Annotated in this window: 18 protein-coding genes and 1 tRNA gene; 7 read left to right on the top strand and 12 right to left on the bottom strand. The window is 42.6% G+C overall.

Annotated features, from left to right (window positions below; all coding sequences use genetic code 11):
- Positions 1-1,602 precede the first annotated feature (1,602 nt).
- Positions 1,603-2,580, top strand: coding sequence for a glycine zipper family protein (locus A5867_RS16340; RefSeq protein WP_087628053.1), 978 nt, complete (start codon positions 1,603-1,605; stop codon positions 2,578-2,580).
- 299 nt (positions 2,581-2,879) lie between these two features.
- Here the strand turns inward: A5867_RS16340 and A5867_RS16345 are convergent.
- Positions 2,880-2,952 (bottom strand) — tRNA-Thr (locus A5867_RS16345).
- A gap of 126 nt (positions 2,953-3,078) precedes the next feature.
- Here A5867_RS16345 and A5867_RS16350 point away from each other — a divergent pair.
- Positions 3,079-3,315 carry a hypothetical protein gene (locus A5867_RS16350; RefSeq protein ID WP_005227896.1) on the top strand — a complete coding sequence of 79 codons (237 nt, stop codon included), beginning with the start codon at positions 3,079-3,081 and terminating at the stop codon, positions 3,313-3,315.
- Positions 3,316-3,488: 173 nt separating this feature from the next.
- On the opposite strand, the gene upp is transcribed toward A5867_RS16350, so the two are convergent.
- The 10 genes from upp to A5867_RS18250 form a co-directional block, all read right to left on the bottom strand.
- Positions 3,489-4,118 (bottom strand): uracil phosphoribosyltransferase, encoded by a 630-nt coding sequence (gene upp, locus A5867_RS16355; RefSeq protein ID WP_005227894.1) that lies wholly within the window; start codon positions 4,116-4,118, stop codon positions 3,489-3,491.
- A gap of 248 nt (positions 4,119-4,366) precedes the next feature.
- The gene (glyA, locus tag A5867_RS16365; RefSeq protein ID WP_087628054.1) at positions 4,367-5,611 is read right to left on the bottom strand and encodes a serine hydroxymethyltransferase; all 1,245 of its coding nucleotides are present in this window, start codon (positions 5,609-5,611) and stop codon (positions 4,367-4,369) included.
- 81 nt (positions 5,612-5,692) lie between these two features.
- A complete protein-coding gene (locus A5867_RS16370; protein WP_087628055.1) occupies positions 5,693-6,721 on the bottom strand; it encodes an L-threonylcarbamoyladenylate synthase in 1,029 nt (342 codons plus the stop codon).
- 176 nt (positions 6,722-6,897) lie between these two features.
- A complete protein-coding gene (prmC, locus tag A5867_RS16375) occupies positions 6,898-7,755 on the bottom strand; it encodes a peptide chain release factor N(5)-glutamine methyltransferase (RefSeq protein ID WP_087628056.1) in 858 nt (285 codons plus the stop codon).
- The gene (prfA, locus tag A5867_RS16380) at positions 7,748-8,821 is read right to left on the bottom strand and encodes a peptide chain release factor 1 (protein ID WP_005227884.1); all 1,074 of its coding nucleotides are present in this window, start codon (positions 8,819-8,821) and stop codon (positions 7,748-7,750) included. The genes prmC and prfA overlap by 8 nt, the downstream gene beginning before the upstream one ends.
- Before the next feature lie 3 nt (positions 8,822-8,824).
- A complete protein-coding gene (locus tag A5867_RS16385) occupies positions 8,825-9,409 on the bottom strand; it encodes a thymidine kinase (protein WP_005227882.1) in 585 nt (194 codons plus the stop codon).
- 136 nt (positions 9,410-9,545) lie between these two features.
- A complete protein-coding gene (locus A5867_RS16390; protein ID WP_087628057.1) occupies positions 9,546-10,127 on the bottom strand; it encodes a GNAT family N-acetyltransferase in 582 nt (193 codons plus the stop codon).
- Positions 10,128-10,192: 65 nt separating this feature from the next.
- The gene (locus tag A5867_RS16395) at positions 10,193-10,618 is read right to left on the bottom strand and encodes a GNAT family N-acetyltransferase (RefSeq protein WP_087628058.1); all 426 of its coding nucleotides are present in this window, start codon (positions 10,616-10,618) and stop codon (positions 10,193-10,195) included.
- Between the two features lie 2 nt (positions 10,619-10,620).
- Entirely contained in the window at positions 10,621-10,971 is a 351-nt protein-coding gene (locus A5867_RS16400) for a hypothetical protein (protein ID WP_249270063.1), read from the bottom strand.
- 72 nt (positions 10,972-11,043) lie between these two features.
- Positions 11,044-11,142: a hypothetical protein gene (locus A5867_RS18250; RefSeq protein ID WP_249270064.1), complete on the bottom strand. Its 99-nt coding sequence runs from the start codon at positions 11,140-11,142 to the stop codon at positions 11,044-11,046.
- Between the two features lie 92 nt (positions 11,143-11,234).
- Here A5867_RS18250 and msrA point away from each other — a divergent pair, with 92 nt between their 5' ends.
- Positions 11,235-11,753 carry a peptide-methionine (S)-S-oxide reductase MsrA gene (msrA, locus tag A5867_RS16405; RefSeq protein WP_005227878.1) on the top strand — a complete coding sequence of 173 codons (519 nt, stop codon included), beginning with the start codon at positions 11,235-11,237 and terminating at the stop codon, positions 11,751-11,753.
- A 162-nt stretch (positions 11,754-11,915) separates the two neighbouring features.
- The gene (locus A5867_RS16410) at positions 11,916-12,980 is read left to right on the top strand and encodes an iron-containing alcohol dehydrogenase family protein (protein WP_087628059.1); all 1,065 of its coding nucleotides are present in this window, start codon (positions 11,916-11,918) and stop codon (positions 12,978-12,980) included.
- Positions 12,981-13,130: 150 nt separating this feature from the next.
- Here A5867_RS16410 and A5867_RS16415 read toward each other — a convergent pair whose 3' ends face one another.
- Positions 13,131-13,925: a Cof-type HAD-IIB family hydrolase gene (locus A5867_RS16415; RefSeq protein ID WP_005227867.1), complete on the bottom strand. Its 795-nt coding sequence runs from the start codon at positions 13,923-13,925 to the stop codon at positions 13,131-13,133.
- A 312-nt stretch (positions 13,926-14,237) separates the two neighbouring features.
- Here A5867_RS16415 and A5867_RS16420 point away from each other — a divergent pair, with 312 nt between their 5' ends.
- The 3 genes from A5867_RS16420 (at position 14,238) to A5867_RS16430 (ending at position 17,907) form a co-directional block, all read left to right on the top strand.
- Positions 14,238-15,695 carry a TrkH family potassium uptake protein gene (locus A5867_RS16420; RefSeq protein WP_223597487.1) on the top strand — a complete coding sequence of 486 codons (1,458 nt, stop codon included), beginning with the start codon at positions 14,238-14,240 and terminating at the stop codon, positions 15,693-15,695.
- 198 nt (positions 15,696-15,893) lie between these two features.
- Positions 15,894-17,243 (top strand): Mur ligase family protein, encoded by a 1,350-nt coding sequence (locus tag A5867_RS16425; RefSeq protein ID WP_005227862.1) that lies wholly within the window; start codon positions 15,894-15,896, stop codon positions 17,241-17,243.
- Positions 17,236-17,907 (top strand): type 1 glutamine amidotransferase, encoded by a 672-nt coding sequence (locus tag A5867_RS16430; protein ID WP_005227859.1) that lies wholly within the window; start codon positions 17,236-17,238, stop codon positions 17,905-17,907. The genes A5867_RS16425 and A5867_RS16430 overlap by 8 nt, the downstream gene beginning before the upstream one ends.
- The last annotated feature ends 118 nt before the right edge of the window (positions 17,908-18,025 follow it).

The raw sequence follows: 18,025 nt of genomic DNA on the forward strand, positions 1-18,025 counted from the left end.
GTTTAAAATTATTTGCAAGCTATAAGATTCCGAAACAATAATTATAAGATAACGAAACAAATGTAACGAATAGAGACTCTTTTTTCAGAAAATACTGCAAATAAAATGCTAAAAACAGTTTTTTATTAGTTATTTTATAGTCCGTTGTATTGGAAAAAATATTCAATGCAGCTGAATTTCTCTTTGAACAGATTTATTCACCTTGTAATCAATCAGCTAAACGTGCTCAACAAAAACCATCCTCCCATAGGTTGTTTATGAGAGGATGGTTTTTGTTGAGCCAGTTGCAGGCAAATCGGAACTTGATATGTTGGAATAGGTTAGGAAAACGGATTTCATTCTCTTTAAGTTTAAGTTATCAAGTTTTATTAAAACCTGCATGGTATTTCTTGTCATATATAATTTGAAGAACCAAGTACTTTAAGACGATGTTCACTTAAAAAAAGAACAAAAGTTCGTAAATTTAAACGAAGAGGAGTGAAAATCATGCCTATAATGAAGCCATACGCGGATCGTAATAGTTTAAAACCGATAGACTTTTTTTGTCTGTACATAATGCATATCTAGTGAAAATGGGAAGTAATCTAAACTATCTCTATCCCCTAGAACGAGAAATAGACGAAAAAGATTTCTCACAAGCAGCGATAAATCATCAAACCCCCACTCCCCCATTGAACTATGCCGTAACTGAATTGTTTCAATCTGGTGTTGTGGGTTTGTTAAAGGGTCATGACAAAATCCGTGTGTATCTAGCGGACTCCTTAGCATATTACGATAAGATGATGAACGTATTCTTTTTCACTGAACAAAAATGGTTTGAATTATGAATATTATTACTATGTATGAACAAAAAATATATAGACTTCGAAACGTTTATCAAGGAGTTTCCAGATACGATATCTGAATCACAAGAATGCATTTTTGGCATTACTTGTATTAATTTCTATTTTGAGCTGGTTCTAGGAAAAACCAATACTTGCTATTTTATTCAAAAATATGAGTCTTGATTTTGTAATATCAGAGCAAAATGCAGCTTATTTCTGTTAAAATATATGTAGCTGCTACATAATAAAGACGAAAAAGGAACATTATAGTACCTGCTTTACTTTAAGAACATACTCAGATCGAGAGCTCGATAGAATAATCAACGATCAGTCCAAACCGATGGAGATACAAGCTCACTAGAAACCAAAATCACTATTTTGAGAAGAAACTCTCGCATATCCATTTGCCGATATTTCATCTGAATTTCAAGCGAATATTTGCACCTCTGCAAATTTACTTGCTATTTCGGTTCTGATATATGAATTGAAAATGGAACTTCACCTTGTTACCTAAAAAAGTATGCCAAATCGAAGAATGAAGAAAAATAGCGAAAGGAAAATGTTGGCTACAGTTTGGAATTTGAAGAACGAAATTATACATGCCACCCCTTACTATGATGCTCTATCAATATAATTTTGTGTATTTATTAACAAATAGGATTATTTTTTTGTGCTACAAAAGAATTTTTTGTCAATAAATTTAATTTAAAATAATCATACATATATATATTAACAAATATAACAAATTATAAAAGAAAGACCTTTAAAGGAGGAATTTATGGAAATACTAAAATCAATAATAAAATTTTTCGAATCATCAGCTATTGGAGTCTTCGGACTGTTTTTTATTGCTCTTTCTATAGCGACCTTTACTGTTGGTGATTTTGGAATAGCGATAATTGTTTTAATCGTAGGTATTATTCTGTTATACATCCCACTGTCAAAGCTCGATATTGATGAGATAACCATTACCAAACTCTTAAAATACTTCCCCACAAAAAGACGAAAATCAGAAAATAGATATGTTCAGCGAAAGATTCAAGAAATTGAAACAATTGGAATCTTCTTGACTATCAAAATACACATTGCTTCTGGACAAACAGCAATCTCTTCAAAAAACCAAACCAAAATATTCCAATTAAATAATGACAAGATTTTCTTCAACAAAAAAAATCCTGAGTTTTATTACTTACTTGATCGCCAATTCGATGGTCCTGTTTTCCAACAACTTATCACAAATCATTCGAGCAGTAACTCTGTCACAAAATCAAAAGGAAAAGATGTCAAAAAGGGAAATATGGGCAAAACAGCTGTTGGAGCACTCATTGGTAATGCTATAGCTCCTGGGATTGGTGGAGCCGTTGGAGCTTTTGTAGGGTCGCGAGGTAAGAAAAAACAAAAAAGTAAGAGTAGAGAAGTCGTTAATCAAAGACAATCCCATCAGCAAACAATGGTAGATGTCGAAGTGAAATCGTTGGCGACCCTTACCCTGCTGCGTTTGTCAGATAAGAAAAAAATTATTTTAACACTTAAAGCTGATACGAAGGATTATAATGAACTTCTTTCCTTACAAACCCATCCCCTTCGAAAAAAGAAAGAGCAAAATAATAAGAAAAAACTGACAAAGAAAAAACATCGTCCTTCCAGAGAACAAGCAATAGAAAAACTTAAGGAATACAAAGAATTACAGAATTTAAATATTATTTCTGATTCAGAATACGCAAAAAAGAAAAACTATTATATGAAATTTCTTTGATCATTTTTATTAAAGCATAAAAAATCACGACTCACCGACAAAACTGAGTGCGTGCAGCAGAAATAAACAACAGGCTTATTTAGTCGTCACTATTGTACCAAATCTAAGAAGTTGTAAAAATAATCTATCTATTGAGAAAGATACTGAAGAAAATTACCAAGCAGCACATTTAGGCTTAGAGTAACTATTGGCTATAAAATAAATTCTCTGCCCACGTTTCTGCCCACGAACGAAAAGAAGAGCATAAAAAAGTCGTCAACATCTCGGATAAACCTTGATGTGACGACCTTTTCTAATTATGCCAGCTGCAGGATTCGAACCTGTGACCTACGCGTTACGAGTGCGTTGCTCTACCAACTGAGCTAAGCTGGCGTTGTATGGCACAAAGAAAATTATATGCAAAAACGGTTGTTTTGTAAAGAGGTCTGCTGAAAAAAATCTACTTACTGAAATTTTCCGAAAATTGTGATATAATAGAAGTATCAAGGAGGTTTTTACATGGCAACATTTGGTAAATTCGAAACAACAATTGTCCCGTCACAAGAAGGTTCAACGTTTGAGGTCGCTACTCCTGTCATGTTCACGTTCCATGGGAAGAAACAAACTGGTACCATCACAAAGCAGTTGAAAAACTCTGCGGTGGTCGAGCTGAACGAAACCCCAGAAAACCAGAAATTAGTTTCGCAAAGTAATGGTGTATTGATCATCAATTACAAACAATTAACCAAACTATAACCCGTTTAATGCAAGGAGAAAATCAGTTGATTTTCTCCTTTTTTCATGGTCTGATTTTTTAAAAAGCACAAAAAAGCCATGGAAGAAGATCGAACCGTTTTGGCTGTCGATCTTCTTCCAAGGCATCATTGACGAGGCAAAACTTCAGTTGCCTTTGTCTTATTTGTATTGATTTATTTTGTACCGAATAGACGGTCACCGGCATCGCCCAAACCAGGAACGATATAGCCGTGTTCATTTAGGCGTTCATCAAGATTTGCAGTATAGATGTCAACATCTGGATGGGCATCTTGCAATGCTTTCACGCCTTCTGGTGCAGCAACTAAGCAGACGAATTTCATGTTTGAAGCGCCGCGTTTTTTCAGTGCGTCGATCGCCATGATCGCTGAACCGCCCGTAGCTAACATTGGGTCAACGATAAATAATTGACGTTCATCGATGTCTTCAGGTAATTTTACGAAGTATTCGTGTGGTTCTAGCGTTTCTTCATCACGGTACATCCCGATATGACCAACTTTTGCGGCTGGGATCAATTCAAGGATACCATCAACCATGCCTAGACCTGCGCGCAGGATCGGAATGATCGCTACCTTTTTACCAGATAGTGTTTTTTGTGTTGATTCTTCAATTGGTGTTTCAATCACTAGATCTTCAAGCGGCATGTCGCGAGACACTTCATACGCCATCAACATTGCGATTTCATTAACAACTTCACGGAAAACCTTTGTTCCACAGTTCTTGTCGCGGATCATTGTTAATTTGTGTTGGATCAGCGGGTGATCGATTACTTGAAATTTACCCATTTAAAAAAATCTCCTTTGGTTTTTCTCTTATTTTAAAGCAAATCGGCTCTTGTTACAACCATCTGCCACAGGCAACACTGCTTTTCCTCAAAAAAAGGATTGTGATAGAAGGAAGGAGACAAGACGGCATGAAAAGCGCCTCTGCGTTCATTCTAGCCCCTTTTTCACTTTCGGTGATCAAAGAGCTATAGCGCAGGAAAAACGCGTGAGACGTCTTGTCTGACCTTAACTTCTGTCACAGTCCCCTTTTATTTATTTTTATAAAGTGGATAGTTGTCCGTCAATTCTTTGACTTGCGCCGTGACTTCTGCCAAAACGGCTTCATCATTTGGTTTTTCTAAAACTTTGACGATCAATTTCGCCACTTCGACACAATCATCTTCTTTAAAGCCGCGACTAGTGATCGCTGGTGTCCCCACGCGAATTCCACTCGTTTTGAAAGGACTTAATGATTCGAAAGGAATCGAGTTTTTATTGACGGTGATATTGACTTGATCCAGCAAAGCTTCTGCTTCTTTGCCGTTCAAATCAAAGCCGCGCACATCGATCAATAATAGGTGATTGTCTGTTGCACCAGAGACCAAGCGGGCTTGTGGTGCTTGGTTGAAGACTTTCGCCATTGCTTGTGCATTGCGGATGACTTGCTCAGAGTACTCTTTGAACGACTCATCTTGTGCTTCTTTAAAAGCAACAGCTTTCGCTGCGATCACGTGCTCTAATGGGCCGCCTTGGATACCAGGGAAAACGGCACTATTGATTTTTTTCGCTAAGTCTTCATCATTTGTTAAAATCAAGCCGCCTCGAGGGCCGCGTAATGTTTTATGGGTCGTAGAAGTCGTGATGTCCGCATAAGGAACTGGGTTTGGATGAAGACCAGCCGCTACTAAACCAGCGATATGCGCCATATCCACCATCAATTTTGCGCCAACTTCATCAGCGATTTCACGGAACTTCGCAAAATCGATCGTACGTGAGTAAGCACTGGCACCAGCAACGATCAGTTTCGGTTGATGCTTACGCGCCAAAATACGAACGACATTGTAGTCGATGACTTCTGTTGCAGGATCAACACCATAACTAACAAAATTATAGGTCTTGCCGCTGAAATTCACTGGTGAGCCATGAGTCAAATGACCGCCTGCGGAAAGATCCATCCCTAATACTGTATCGCCTGTTTCGATCAACGCTAAATAAGCTGCTGTGTTGGCTTGAGAACCAGAATGCGGTTGAACATTGGCATATGCCGCACCGAAAATACTTTTCGCCCGTTCAATTGCTAAGTTTTCTACCACATCAACAAATTCACAACCGCCATAGTAACGACGACCTGGATAACCCTCAGCGTATTTATTTGTCAAAATACTACCTTGCGCAGCCATTACACCTTCTGAAACGATATTTTCAGACGCAATCAATTCCAAATTGTTTTGTTGACGATTCGTTTCTTTTTCGATCGCTTGCCACAATTCGGGATCAAACGTTTGATAATCCATGCTTACAACACCCCTTTACCTTAATGGTAGCATTGTATCACATTTCTTCATAAGCTACCTATAATGAATTCTGGTTTTTTGCTAATTTTCTTGAAAGAAACTTTGATTTGCAGCTTTTTTCAACCGATTCATATAAGCAGCCCCTAAGCCGCTTTCTGGAAACGTGGGTGCAAATAAGACATCTAACTCAGCAATCGATTCATCTAACGCCCGTAAACCAGCAAACAGCCCTTTTGTCGCGGCTTCCACACTGTCATCAAAAAATAAATAGATGGCTGCAGCTTCAAAGCGGACTTGCTCGGCGATCGTTGGTCCAGCTAAAACCCCTACCTTAAACTGCTGTTCTTTTGCCCAAGCCATGGCTGCCGGCCAATCTTGGTCATTGACCATCAGGACGTTGGTATTCGGTGCATAGTGCTTGTATTTCATGCCCGGCGCTTTGGGTGCTTCACTTTCTGTTACTAAGTGCTGATCGACGAGGACTTTTGTTTGTAAAACTGCTTCAAGCTGTTCTTTAGAGATCGCACCAGGACGTAAGATGATCGGCGGCGCCGTTGGGTCACTCAAATCTAAGACCGTTGATTCGACACCGATCTGCGTCACCCCATCATCCAAGATGCCAGCGATTTTGTCTGCCAGATCATGCTGAACATGCGCAGCTGATGTTGGGCTTGGTTTACCAGAAGTATTCGCGCTAGGGCCAACCAATGGTTGTTGGGCTTGTTTGATCAACGCTAACGTCTTGGTGTTGTTTGGCATCCGAAACGCCGCTGTGGATAAGCCGCCAGTAACAATGCTAGGTAAACTGTCTTTTTTGATCGAAAAGATCAAGGTTAAGGGCCCAGGCCAGAAAGTTTCCATCAATTTATCAGCAAAAGGATGCTTGTTATCCACAAACGGTTCCAACTGCTCTGGTTCGGCAATATGAACGATCAAAGGGTTGTCACTAGGTCGCCCTTTGACTTGATATACTTGCGCAACAGCCGTGGGCAAAAGCGCGCTAGCCCCTAGTCCATAGACGGTTTCCGTCGGGAACGCCACCAATCCCCCCTCAGCTAAAATAGCTGCTGCTTCGTTTAACTGTGTTTGATCAAAAATTTTTGTTTCCACAATTTATCCACATCCTTTTTTGAGAAGTTTCCACACTTATCAACATTTTCTCGTTTCTTTTCCACATTTTGTGGATAAGTCGTTTGTCAAGTGTGGATAACCCTGTTTATAACTCGGTTTATTTAGAAGTCGTTCATTTCATAAGGTTTTTGCAATTTTTCTGTAGCAAAAAAAATTTATTTATCCACATCTTGTGGATGACTGACGAACACCATCCGGTCTTGACCCGCAAGATCTTTTACTACGGTGACTTCTTTGTTGGGAAAAGCGGCTGCAAAAAGCTGTTGAACAGCTAACCCTTGCTGAAAGCCGATTTCTAGCGCCATTTGCCCGTTAGGCGCCAAACAATTCGGTGCTTGCTGTGCCAATTGCTTATAGATCGCCAATCCTTGTTCTTGAGCAAAAAGCGCCATTTTAGGCTCTTTTTCTCTTACGCTGATATCCATCAGCGGCCACTCTTCAGCGCTGATATACGGCGGGTTGGAAACGATCAGATCCCATTGCTGATCTGCCACGGGTTCTAAGGTATCTCCTTGGAAAAAGCGGATCTCTGCGTCTAAGGCTGCCGCATTTTCTTTAGCAACGGCTAATGCCTCTGCTGAAAGATCCACGGCACTTACGGCCCACTGCGGACGTGCCAATTTTAAGGCAATGGCGATCGCTCCAGTACCTGTGCCGATGTCTACGACTCGCAGCGGCTGATCTGCTGGTAATTTTGCCAAACACTTTTCCACCAGCTCTTCGGTTTCTGGACGCGGGATCAAGGTTGCAGGGGTCACTTTTAAGCGATGCCCATAAAATTCTTCATACCCTAATAAATATTGCGGTGGTTCATGCTGCAACAGCTGTTCAAGATCTGCTGCGATCTGTGCCTCATCTTCCCTTAAGATGGGTTGGTCCATCTGCAGCAGCCAATCGAGTTGCTGCCAGTTTTTTCGCTCTAAAAACAGGTATTGGATCGCATACCCGTCCAGCCCTTTCGTTTCTAAAAAAGAAGAAGCCCGTGAAAGGACTTCTCGATAGGTTTTAGCCATTTTGCATCTCATCTAATTTTGATGTTTGATCGTAAACGATCAGTGCATCAACAATTTCATCGAGTTTTCCAGCTAAAATTTGATCCAATTTTTGAATAGTCAACCCGATACGGTGATCTGTTACGCGGTTTTGCGGGAAGTTATAGGTGCGAATCCGTTCAGAACGATCGCCGGTACCCACTGCTGATTTACGGTTTGCGTCGTATTCACTTTGTGCTTCTTGCTGCATTTGGTCATAGACCCGTGCCCGCAAGACTTTCATCGCTTTCTCACGGTTTTTCAGCTGTGAACGCTCATCTTGCATCGCAACAGCGATCCCTGTTGGCAAGTGCGTCAGACGAACAGCAGAAGCTGTTTTGTTGACGTGCTGACCACCAGCACCAGAGGCATGGTAAATATCGGTCCGAATATCTTTGTCTGCGATATCGATTTCGACTTCTTCAGCTTCGGGCATAACCACGACCGTTGCCGTAGACGTATGGATTCGGCCTTGTGATTCGGTAGATGGTACCCGCTGCACTCGGTGGGCGCCGCTCTCATATTTCAATTTTGAAAAGACGTTGTCGCCGGTGATCATCATGATGACTTCTTTGTAGCCGCCGATCCCAGTGACGTTGGCATCCATGACTTCGACTTTCCAGCCTTGGTTTTCCGCATATTTTTGATACATATTGAAAAGATCGCCAGCAAATAAGGCTGCTTCATCGCCGCCTGCTGCACCACGGATCTCCATGATGATGTTTTTGTCATCATTCGGATCTTTTGGCAATAACAAGATTTTGATGCGTTCTTCTAAAACATCTTTTTCTTTTTTCAAGTCAGAGAGTTCTTCTTTGGCCATCTCTGCCATTTCCGCATCAAGGTTTTCCCCAAGCATTTCTTCGGTATCCTTGATTCCCTCAACAACTTCTTTATAACGACGGTAGACTTCCACCGTTTCCCGTGTATTGGCTTCTTCTTTTGAAAGCTGCATGAAGCGTTTGGTGTCAGAGATCACGGCTGGATCACTAAGTAATTCGCCTAATTCTTCGTAACGGTCTTCGATTGCTTGTAACTGATCGTACATTGATTATTCTCCTTCTTTTTTCATTCCCGGGTGAAAGTAATGTTTGCGGCAAACAGGATAATACGCTTCGTTACCGCCGATTTGTACTTGGTCGCCCTCGTAAACGGGTTTTCCGTCGATATAGTGCAAGTTCATGGTTGCTTTTTTATGACAGAACCAGCAGATGGTTTTCATCTCTTCGATTTTATCTGCGTAAAGCAACAAGTATTTTGAGCCTTCAAATAATTCATTGCGGAAATCATTTTTCAAACCAAAGGCCATCACAGGGATACCTAACTCGTCCACGATTTTGGTGAAAGCCAGCACGTGATGCTTCTTTAGGAACTGTGCTTCGTCGATCAAAATACAATAAGGTTTGTAACCGAGGTCTTTGATCAAATGGAACAGATCCGTTTCATCAAAAATCGGGATCGCGTCTCGTTCTAAGCCGATGCGGCTTGAAACATTTCCCACACCGCTTCTGGTGTCCAATCCACTTGTCATGATCACGACTGGTTTGTCTTGTTCTTCATAGTTGTGAGCAACTTTCAATATCTCGATCGTTTTCCCACTATTCATTGCGCCATATTTAAAAAAAAGCTGTGCCATCTCGCCCATCCTTCCTCATACTCCTTTGGTATTATACTTGAAAAAGGAGAATTTTTACAGACTTAAATTCGACACCTGCCGCCTTTTACGCAAGAGTTTTACGAAAAATTAACGGATTTTTTGCCGCCGCCATCTCTTACTCGTTTCTGGCTTTTTGAGCAACTTCTGCCAATACTTGACAAGCCAGCGGATATTCTGGATTTTCATTCCCATTGATATCCGTTGCAATGATCACAAATCCGAGCTGCTGATACAGCGTGATTGCTGCGTGGCTCCAGGTTTGCGTATGAAGATACATCGGTTCGTTGGCTGCCTCCAAGACAGAAACGACTTGCGTGACCAAGCCGCGAGCGATCCCTTGACGTTGAGCTTGCGGCATTACTGCTACCCAATGGACTAGTGGAACCGGTGTGCCGTCTTGCTTGGCTTTTTTCCAAGCGGTAGCCGTACCGACCGGTGTACCTGATTGATCAAGGGCAAAAAACATTCGTTGTCCTAGCTGTGCTTGCTCGGGCATAAATTCCTTTTCAAAATACGCCAATGCCTCGGCCTCATTGTCAAACTCTCCGACGGATGTTTCAATCCGTGCCCAGTGCCTTTCGTCTCCTATTTGGTAGCTGCGTAGCGAATAGTTATCGGATTGAATGGGCTGGATCGGTGTGCTTTTGTACGCTCGTTTCATCCAGATTTCTGCATATGGAATTGATTTATCTAACATTGGTTGTGCCTCTCTTTCATTGTTTTTTTCCTTGTTCAAAGGTTTATTTGAGAATCAATTTGGAATCAATCATGTAATTTCTTTACTATAAAAATTTCTGTTAGCTGATTTTGCGTATGGGCGATTCTCCCAATTTCATCATAGCCCAATCGCTGATAAAAATCAGGCGCTTGAAAATCAAAGGTCGCCGTCTGACAATTTTCACAGCCAAATGCTTTCAACTGCTGTTCAAGAGCAGTAAGAATCTGCTTACCATACCCTTTCCCCCGCTCGGATGCTTTGACCCACAGGGTGTCAAGATAACCGATGTGATACATCGAGGCATAGGCAATGCCACCAGCAATCACCATCCCCTCTTTTTTGATTACACAACTGAAGCTCTGATAGGTTTCTGTTTGCGTAAATGGTTTTTGGTGCTTTGTATACGCTGTTAACGCTGATTCTAAAGCAGCCAATTCTTGCTCGTTTCCTTGTTCAATGACTAGCGCCACAGTCAATCCCTCCTTCTTATTTCTTCATAGTCAGCCATGATCTGATTGACCGTTTCTGCTATCGTTTGCCCTTCTTTAATCAGCCTTTCCTTTAAGGACTCCTGTGGGAAAAGCAAATCACGCGCAAGCCACCATTCGCGCATGTTCTCCTCGGAAAAATGGTCTCGCTGCATTCGGGTCTGATGCCTTTTGACCGTTTCCTCAAAAGAAAGATCAAAATAATAAACGAGATTACTTTCGGGAAAGAGTTGAATCAGAAAGTCGAGAAAGTCTTGGTATTTTTCACGAGAATAAATTCCTTCAACAAGTACCAATGGCACTTTCCCCTTCGCATACAAGACGGCTTCTTTCATCAAACCGATTGCTAAATTATTGGGGCTATCTTTGACACAAAAAATTTCTCTGCGAAAAACATCTTGTGAAATCTACACTGCTTTCTCACCGAAAATGTGTTGAACAGCTCTGGCAATAGTGGTTTTGCCGCTGCCAGAATTACCTCGAAGTAAAATCAAAATACTTTCCATGCAAACTTCCTTTCTTCATTGCCCTGTTTTCTAAGCATATCTCTTGTTTTTCTCTACTAGAAGCATACCATAGAAGCAAAGGAGGAATACCTATGAAAGATACGGCAATTTTTGCTGGCGGTTGTTTTTGGTGCATGGTGAAACCTTTTGACTCGCAGCCAGGCATCCTCAAAGTGGTTTCTGGCTTTACTGGCGGCCATGTGCCTAACCCAACCTACCAACAAGTAACGACAGGAACCACTGGTCACACCGAAGCAGTTGAGATCACCTTTGATCCTGAGGTCATCTCTTATGAAGAATTGGTTGCCATCTATTGGCAGCAGACAGACCCCACGGATGCGTTTGGTCAGTTTGCCGACCGTGGTGATTCCTATCGTCCAGTGATTTTTTACAATAGTGAAGAACAAAAAGCGGTTGCGGAAAAATCAAAGGCGCAGTTGCAAGCTAGCGGCCGCTTTGACCGTCCGATCGTAACGAAGATCGAACCAGCAGAACCTTTTTATCCTGCAGAAGACTACCATCAAGATTTTTACAAAAAAAATGCAGCCCATTACAATGCTTATAGCGAAGGCTCAGGACGAGCTGGCTTTATTCGCCAAAACTGGGCCTAACATTTTTGGAGCATACCTCCCGATTCATCATTAACAGCCGATTTGCTCCCAAGGCAGATCGGCTGTTTTCTGTTTCTTTTGCCAAAAGGAAATTGACAGTCAGGGCATTTTCGCGATACACTGATTAGAAAATTCTGACGATTATAAAGGAGTGTTTGTTTGATGTTAGCCAATGAAGTCCGTCCAGGTCCTAATCGGTATATTACTGGCGATGGGGTCTTAGCTGATTTGCCAGAGTATTTAAGTGAGTTCCAAGAAGTTGCCGTGATCACTGGGGAGCAGTCATTCGATGTGTTTTCAGCCTATTACCCCCATTCATTTGACTACCCGATCTACCGCTACGATGGATCATCGAGTTATGAAAATGCGCAAGCCTTAGCTGAAGCGATCCAGCAAACGGATGCCGTGGTGGCAATCGGCGGCGGCAAGGTCGCTGATACAGCAAAAATCACCGCCCAAACCCTTGGCGCAGAATTGATCGTGATCCCTACATTGGTTTCTAACTGTGCACCCTTTACCCCTGTGATCGTCGCCTATTACCCTGATCATACGATTTGTAAAATCGACTATGCCAAAAAAGGTGCCTACATGACGATCGTCGACACCCGTTTTTTACTAGCCACACCCGTTGATTACTTTATCGCTGGGATCGCTGATACGTTAGCCAAATATTATGAAATGGAAGCCATCGTCCGCAACATGGCAGAAGACGACAAGACTGCCTTAGTACGGCTAGGTTTCCAAAGCGCTCTTTTGATCAAAAACTTGCTGATTGCCGATGCGATCCAAGCCGTCAAAGACTTAGAAGTCGGGCAGCTGACCCCCGCCTTTGCCCGCATCACCGATGCGATCATTGCTTTGGCAGGCGACGTTGGCGGTTTTGCAGTCGAATTTGGCCGCACATCTGGTGCGCATGCGCTGCACGACGGCTTGTCTTATTTGAGTGAGACCCATAGCGTCTTGCACGGCAACAAAGTCGCCTACTGCATTTGGGTCCAGCTTGCCTATACCAATGATTTTGATGTGATTGAAGAATTACGGCCATTTTACGAAGCTTTGCACTTGCCAATGAAGCTGAAGGATCTCCACGTGACACGCCTTGATCGGGATTACTTCGCCTCGGTTCTGACCTATGCTGTCAAAGAAGAAGAAACCTTTATTTTGATCGATCCTGCGATCACACCCGAAAAAGTCTATCAGGCGATCGAAGCGGTGGAGGCGCTGTAAACCGTACACATTGCTAAACAGCTTTATATCAAAAAAACTGTTTCCCTAATACATTTCGGAAACAGTTTTTTTATTTGATCAAACAGACACGCAGTAGCGATCCTGGCTGCGCATATTCTTAGCGGGCGACAGCAACTGGCGCATTGCCCATCACTGCACGACTTCACCCAGCAACCCGTTTTCTAAGCAGTAATGATAAATGCCTTCCTCGGCTACGTGACCGATCACTTCATCGGCGATTGCTTTTAACTCATCCGAAGCATTATTCATTGCGAGACCCCAGCCGACTGCCTCCAGCATCTCAATGTCATTGTTGCCATCGCCAAAGGCAATGGCTTCAGATTTATCCAAGCCATAGTAAGCCAGCATTTTGGCAATGCCGCTTCCTTTCCCACTGCTGGCTGGAATAATATCGACTGCGCGATCCCACCAGGCGGTGATTTTCGCCTCCGTGGTATTTGCCATCACTTTGGCGTAGTCTTCTTTCCCTGAGCCTAGCATCACTTGAAAAATGTCTTGCTGTTGGATCACCTCATCAAAATCTTCTGCCACGATCACTTCTTGGTGGGCAAAGGAAAAATACTCAACTAAATCAGCATCTTTGCCATTGGCAACCGTTCGGTCCTTCGTAGCGATCGCTACTGGACGCTTGAGGGCCGTCGCATTTTCAATGATTTGCTGAACATCTTTTTTAGGAATGGGGTTTTGGTGGATCCCCTCGGCTTGATTAAAACAATACGATCCGTTAAAGGTCAAAAACGCATCGAAGGTCACGCCTTCAAATTGCGGCAACGCGATGGGACTTCTGCCAGTCGCAATGCACAACAGGATCCCTTGCTTCTTCAAGGCTTTTAATGTGGCTAACATTCTTTCAGAGATTTGCTTTTTGCTCATATCGATCAGTGTGCCATCAACATCGAAAAAAATAATTTTTACGTCTTTCATGATACTCCCCATTTCCGTCTCGATTTTCAAAAAATTTGATGCGCTTTTTTGTCCGCTTTCTCGCTATTGTTCCATGCGGATCGTCGCTGCTATCTTTTTCTTCTTTTATCTTCTCATAAATTGCCAGCGTTTTCTTCTGAAATCGTGAAATCCTTACTGATTTGCTTCGAGTTTTTAAGTTTCTTAAGCAATCAAGCTGCCGCAAGAACCACAGCCTGATCGTGTCCTCTAACCCAACGATACTTTCCAAAAGCTTTTCCTTGCACAATTTCTGCTGCTCATGAATTCTATCCTGCTTTCTTTCAAATCTACTTGGTTCTTTGGTATACTGGGGATAGTTTATTTAGTGAGGGGTTTTTTGTAATGAATTTTACCCGCTTTGCCCGCTTGACGCAGCGCAGGAGCAAGACGTTTATTTCCCAGAATGTGTCTTCAATCCAAGTGATTGTTTTTTATTATATCGTGATGACGGTGGTCTCTTTGGGGCTTTTTTCACTCCCCTTCTTTCGAGAACCCGGCTCTCATGTCGCGTTTATCGATCTGTTCTTTATGGCGGTCAGCACGGTCAGTGTCACTGGGCTGACTACTTTTCCGATCAATGACGTGTTTAACGACCACGGGGTCATCTTATTGGAAGTCCTCTTTCAAGTCGGCGGTTTAGGGATCATGATGATCTCGACCTTTTTTGCGATCGTCTCACGGCGCAAAATCAGTTTAAAGCAGCGCCAGTTGATCATGACGGATATGAATCAGCCAAAGCTTAGTGGGATCGTTCGGATGATTCGAACGACGTTTACAATCATCTTGCTTTGTCAGGTGGTAGCAGGCACGATCTTTGCTGTTTATTTTCATCTTTACGGCTATTATGACAATTGGCGAGATGCGATCTTTTATGGGTTTTATCAAGCGATCTCTGCCGTGACCAACTCAGGGTTTGATGTGACGGGCAATTCCATCTTGCCGTTTTCCCATGATTATTTCTTCCTGACGTGTATCATGATTTTGATTTTTATCGGGGGGATTGGATTTCCAGTGATCATGGACTTTCGGGAATGGGTCCTTTTTAAAATGAAAAAACAACGCCGCCGCTTGCCGTTTCGCTTTTCATTATTCACAAAAATTGCTGTTTTGGCTTTCGTGATCCTCTTTGTCGGCGGTACATTAGCGATCTTTTTCCTTGAGAAAGATTATTTGTTCAAAGATTACAGCTTTAGCGGTATGTGGATGAACAGCATGTTTTATTCCATGACAACGCGGAATGCTGGCCTGCAGATCCATGACTTAGGCAACTTTCAAACCACGACGTTGATCGTTTTCTCCTTGCTGATGTTTATTGGTTGTAGTCCCAGCTCTGTTGGTGGGGGGATTCGGACGACGACCATTGCCATCATTGGGCTGTACCTCTATGCCTTCTTAAAAAGTGAGGACAATATCAATATCTTCGGTCGCCGCATCGATCAAGATGACGTCCGTAAATCAGTGGTGGTCTTCATGCTTTCGATGGGCATGTGCTTCTTTTGTGTCTTATTCTTGACCGCCATCGAGGATATCCCTTTGATCGCCATTATTGTTGAAGTTTCCTCGGCATTTGGAACCACAGGGCTTTCTTTAGGAATCACGGGCGATTTATCAACTATCGGCAAACTCGTGATTGCTCTTTTGATGTTTATCGGCCGTGTCGGTATGCTGTACACCTTGATGTTATTCGTACCAAAAGAAACACGTGACTTAGGCTACGAGTACCCAACGGAAAAAATCATTATCGGTTAAAGCAGCAGCAAACCTGGCAGAAGGTTTGCTGTTTTGCTTTTCAAGCCTTTGATCATCGCAAGTAAAAGAGCCATTTATCAGAATGGTCTTTGCAGAAATTTAAAGAATCGCAAAAGCAATTTAACCTTTTTCTTGGTATATGGTATGATAAATTGAATTTGCACAATGAAAGCATTCGCTCTAATGGAGGGTTACATTATGGGAATACGAAGTCATCTGGCTGTTTCAGTCGGTAAGACCTCTCAATGGGTATTAAAGAACTTTTTCAAAGGCGGCTCAAGCCTGCCTGGTAAATTAGCATTAAAAGTTGATCCACATATATTAGATCATTTGGCGAAAGATTACCAAGTCGTCGTGATCACAGGCACCAACGGCAAAACATTGACGACTGCCTTGACTGTCAATATTTTGCGCCAAGAATTTGATGAAGTATTGACGAACCCCACCGGCGCCAATATGGTCCAAGGGATCGTTTCAACCTTTCTATCGGCACGCCCTAAAAAAGGCAAAAAATTCGCGGTTTTAGAAATCGATGAAGCCAGTCTCAGCAAAGTAACGAAGTACATCAAACCGGAATTGTTCGTTTTCACCAATATTTTCCGCGATCAAATGGACCGTTATGGCGAGATCTATACGACCTATAAAATGATCGTTGAAGGTGCCGCAAACTCACCAGAAGCTACGATCCTCTGCAATGGGGATTCGCCACTGTTCAATTCGGTAGCAACTGTCAATCCACGGAAATACTATGGATTTGATCATTTGCCAGATGAAGAGCAGATGGCCCATTACAATACGGATGGCGTGTTGTGTCCTGAGTGTCATCACATTTTACACTATAAAATGATCACCTATGCCAATCTTGGAAAATACTACTGTCCAAATTGCGGCTTCCATCGACCAGAATTGGATTATAAACTGACGGAAATGACCGCAATGGACAACACCTCTGCTGACTTTGTGATCGATGGCAACGACTATCGCATCGAAGTTGGTGGGATGTACAATGTCTACAATGCGCTGGCGGCAACTGCGGTTGCGGAATATTATGGCGTAGCACCTGCAAAAATCAAATCTGGTTTGGCCTATGACGAAAAAGTCTTTGGTCGCCAAGAAGTGATCCGCATTGGGGACAAAGAATGTACGTTAGTCTTAGTTAAAAACCCTGTTGGTTTGAACCAAGTCATCGATATGATCGGCCTGTCGCCCTATCCTTTCTCGCTAGTCAGCTTGTTGAATGCCAACTACGCAGATGGGATCGACGTCAGCTGGATTTGGGATGGCGACCATGAAGCGTTTGCCGATATGGGGATTCCTCAAGTGATCGCTGGTGGTGATCGTCACAAAGATATGGCGTTGCGGCTAAAAGTTGCGGGGATCCCTGAAGAAAAAATCATTGAAACCCCTGAACTTGATGACGTCATCAAGCAAATCGCAGACTTACCAACAGAAAAAGTCTATATTTTAGCGACTTACACTGCAGTCTTGCAGCTACGCAAAAAGCTTGCGGAAAAAGGCTATATCAAAGGAGGAATGAGTCGTGACTAAGTATCAACTGAATGTTGCCCACTTGTATGGAAATCTTTTGAATACTTATGGCGACAACGGCAATCTCTTGATGCTGCGCTACGTGGCCGAAAAACTAGGCGTGACCTTCAACGCAGAAGTCGTCAGCATTCACGAGCCCTTCGATCCTGAAAAATATGATCTCGTCTTCTTCGGTGGCGGACAAGATTTTGAACAAGTGATCGTTTCACAAGATATCCAATCAAAAAAAGAAGCCCTGACCAGCTATATCGAAAATGATGGCGTCATGCTGGCGATCTGCGGCGGCTATCAATTGCTGGGTCATTACTACATCGGTGCCAACGGCGAGAAAATCAATGGGATCGGCGCCTTGGATCATTACACCTTAAGCCAAGAAAACAATCGGTTCATCGGTGACATCGTGATCCACAATGAAGAATTCGATGAGACCTATTATGGCTTTGAAAACCATAATGGCCGTACTTTCTTAGGTAAAGGGGAAAAACCATTGGGGAAAGTCATCCAAGGACAAGGAAACAATGGCGAAGACCAAACCGAAGGCGTGGTTTACCGCAATGTGTTCGGCTCTTACTTCCACGGACCGCTCCTTGCAAGAAATGAGCATTTGGCAGAGCGCTTGATCCGCACCGCCCTTGCCAATCGTTATGGCAACGTCGAAATTTAAATACACGTACGTAGCAAACAAACCTGTGTTTCACAGGTTTGTTTTTTTATGGGAAATTTCCCCGCAGTTGCCACTTTTTCTCTTTGTTTGCTTCTACGTTCCTATGCTTCCTCGCTTT

The organism is Enterococcus sp. 6D12_DIV0197 (genome assembly GCF_002174385.1).
In the GTDB taxonomy this organism is placed as follows: domain Bacteria; phylum Bacillota; class Bacilli; order Lactobacillales; family Enterococcaceae; genus Enterococcus_D; species Enterococcus_D casseliflavus.

What these genes read in the sequence shown, in the direction of transcription:
- A5867_RS16340 (WP_087628053.1), top strand. Translation starts at nt 1,603, where the DNA reads ATGGAAATACTAAAATCAATAATAAAATTTTTCGAATCATCAGCTATT.
- A5867_RS16350 (WP_005227896.1), top strand. Translation starts at nt 3,079, where the DNA reads ATGGCAACATTTGGTAAATTCGAAACAACAATTGTCCCGTCACAAGAA.
- upp (WP_005227894.1), bottom strand. Translation starts at nt 4,118, where the DNA reads ATGGGTAAATTTCAAGTAATCGATCACCCGCTGATCCAACACAAATTA.
- glyA (WP_087628054.1), bottom strand. Translation starts at nt 5,611, where the DNA reads ATGGATTATCAAACGTTTGATCCCGAATTGTGGCAAGCGATCGAAAAA.
- prmC (WP_087628056.1), bottom strand. Translation starts at nt 7,755, where the DNA reads ATGGCTAAAACCTATCGAGAAGTCCTTTCACGGGCTTCTTCTTTTTTA.
- prfA (WP_005227884.1), bottom strand. Translation starts at nt 8,821, where the DNA reads ATGTACGATCAGTTACAAGCAATCGAAGACCGTTACGAAGAATTAGGC.
- A5867_RS16385 (WP_005227882.1), bottom strand. Translation starts at nt 9,409, where the DNA reads ATGGCACAGCTTTTTTTTAAATATGGCGCAATGAATAGTGGGAAAACG.
- A5867_RS16390 (WP_087628057.1), bottom strand. Translation starts at nt 10,127, where the DNA reads ATGTTAGATAAATCAATTCCATATGCAGAAATCTGGATGAAACGAGCG.
- A5867_RS16400 (WP_249270063.1), bottom strand. Translation starts at nt 10,971, where the DNA reads ATGAAAGAAGCCGTCTTGTATGCGAAGGGGAAAGTGCCATTGGTACTT.
- A5867_RS18250 (WP_249270064.1), bottom strand. Translation starts at nt 11,142, where the DNA reads ATGGAAAGTATTTTGATTTTACTTCGAGGTAATTCTGGCAGCGGCAAA.
- msrA (WP_005227878.1), top strand. Translation starts at nt 11,235, where the DNA reads ATGAAAGATACGGCAATTTTTGCTGGCGGTTGTTTTTGGTGCATGGTG.
- A5867_RS16410 (WP_087628059.1), top strand. Translation starts at nt 11,916, where the DNA reads ATGTTAGCCAATGAAGTCCGTCCAGGTCCTAATCGGTATATTACTGGC.
- A5867_RS16415 (WP_005227867.1), bottom strand. Translation starts at nt 13,925, where the DNA reads ATGAAAGACGTAAAAATTATTTTTTTCGATGTTGATGGCACACTGATC.
- A5867_RS16425 (WP_005227862.1), top strand. Translation starts at nt 15,894, where the DNA reads ATGGGAATACGAAGTCATCTGGCTGTTTCAGTCGGTAAGACCTCTCAA.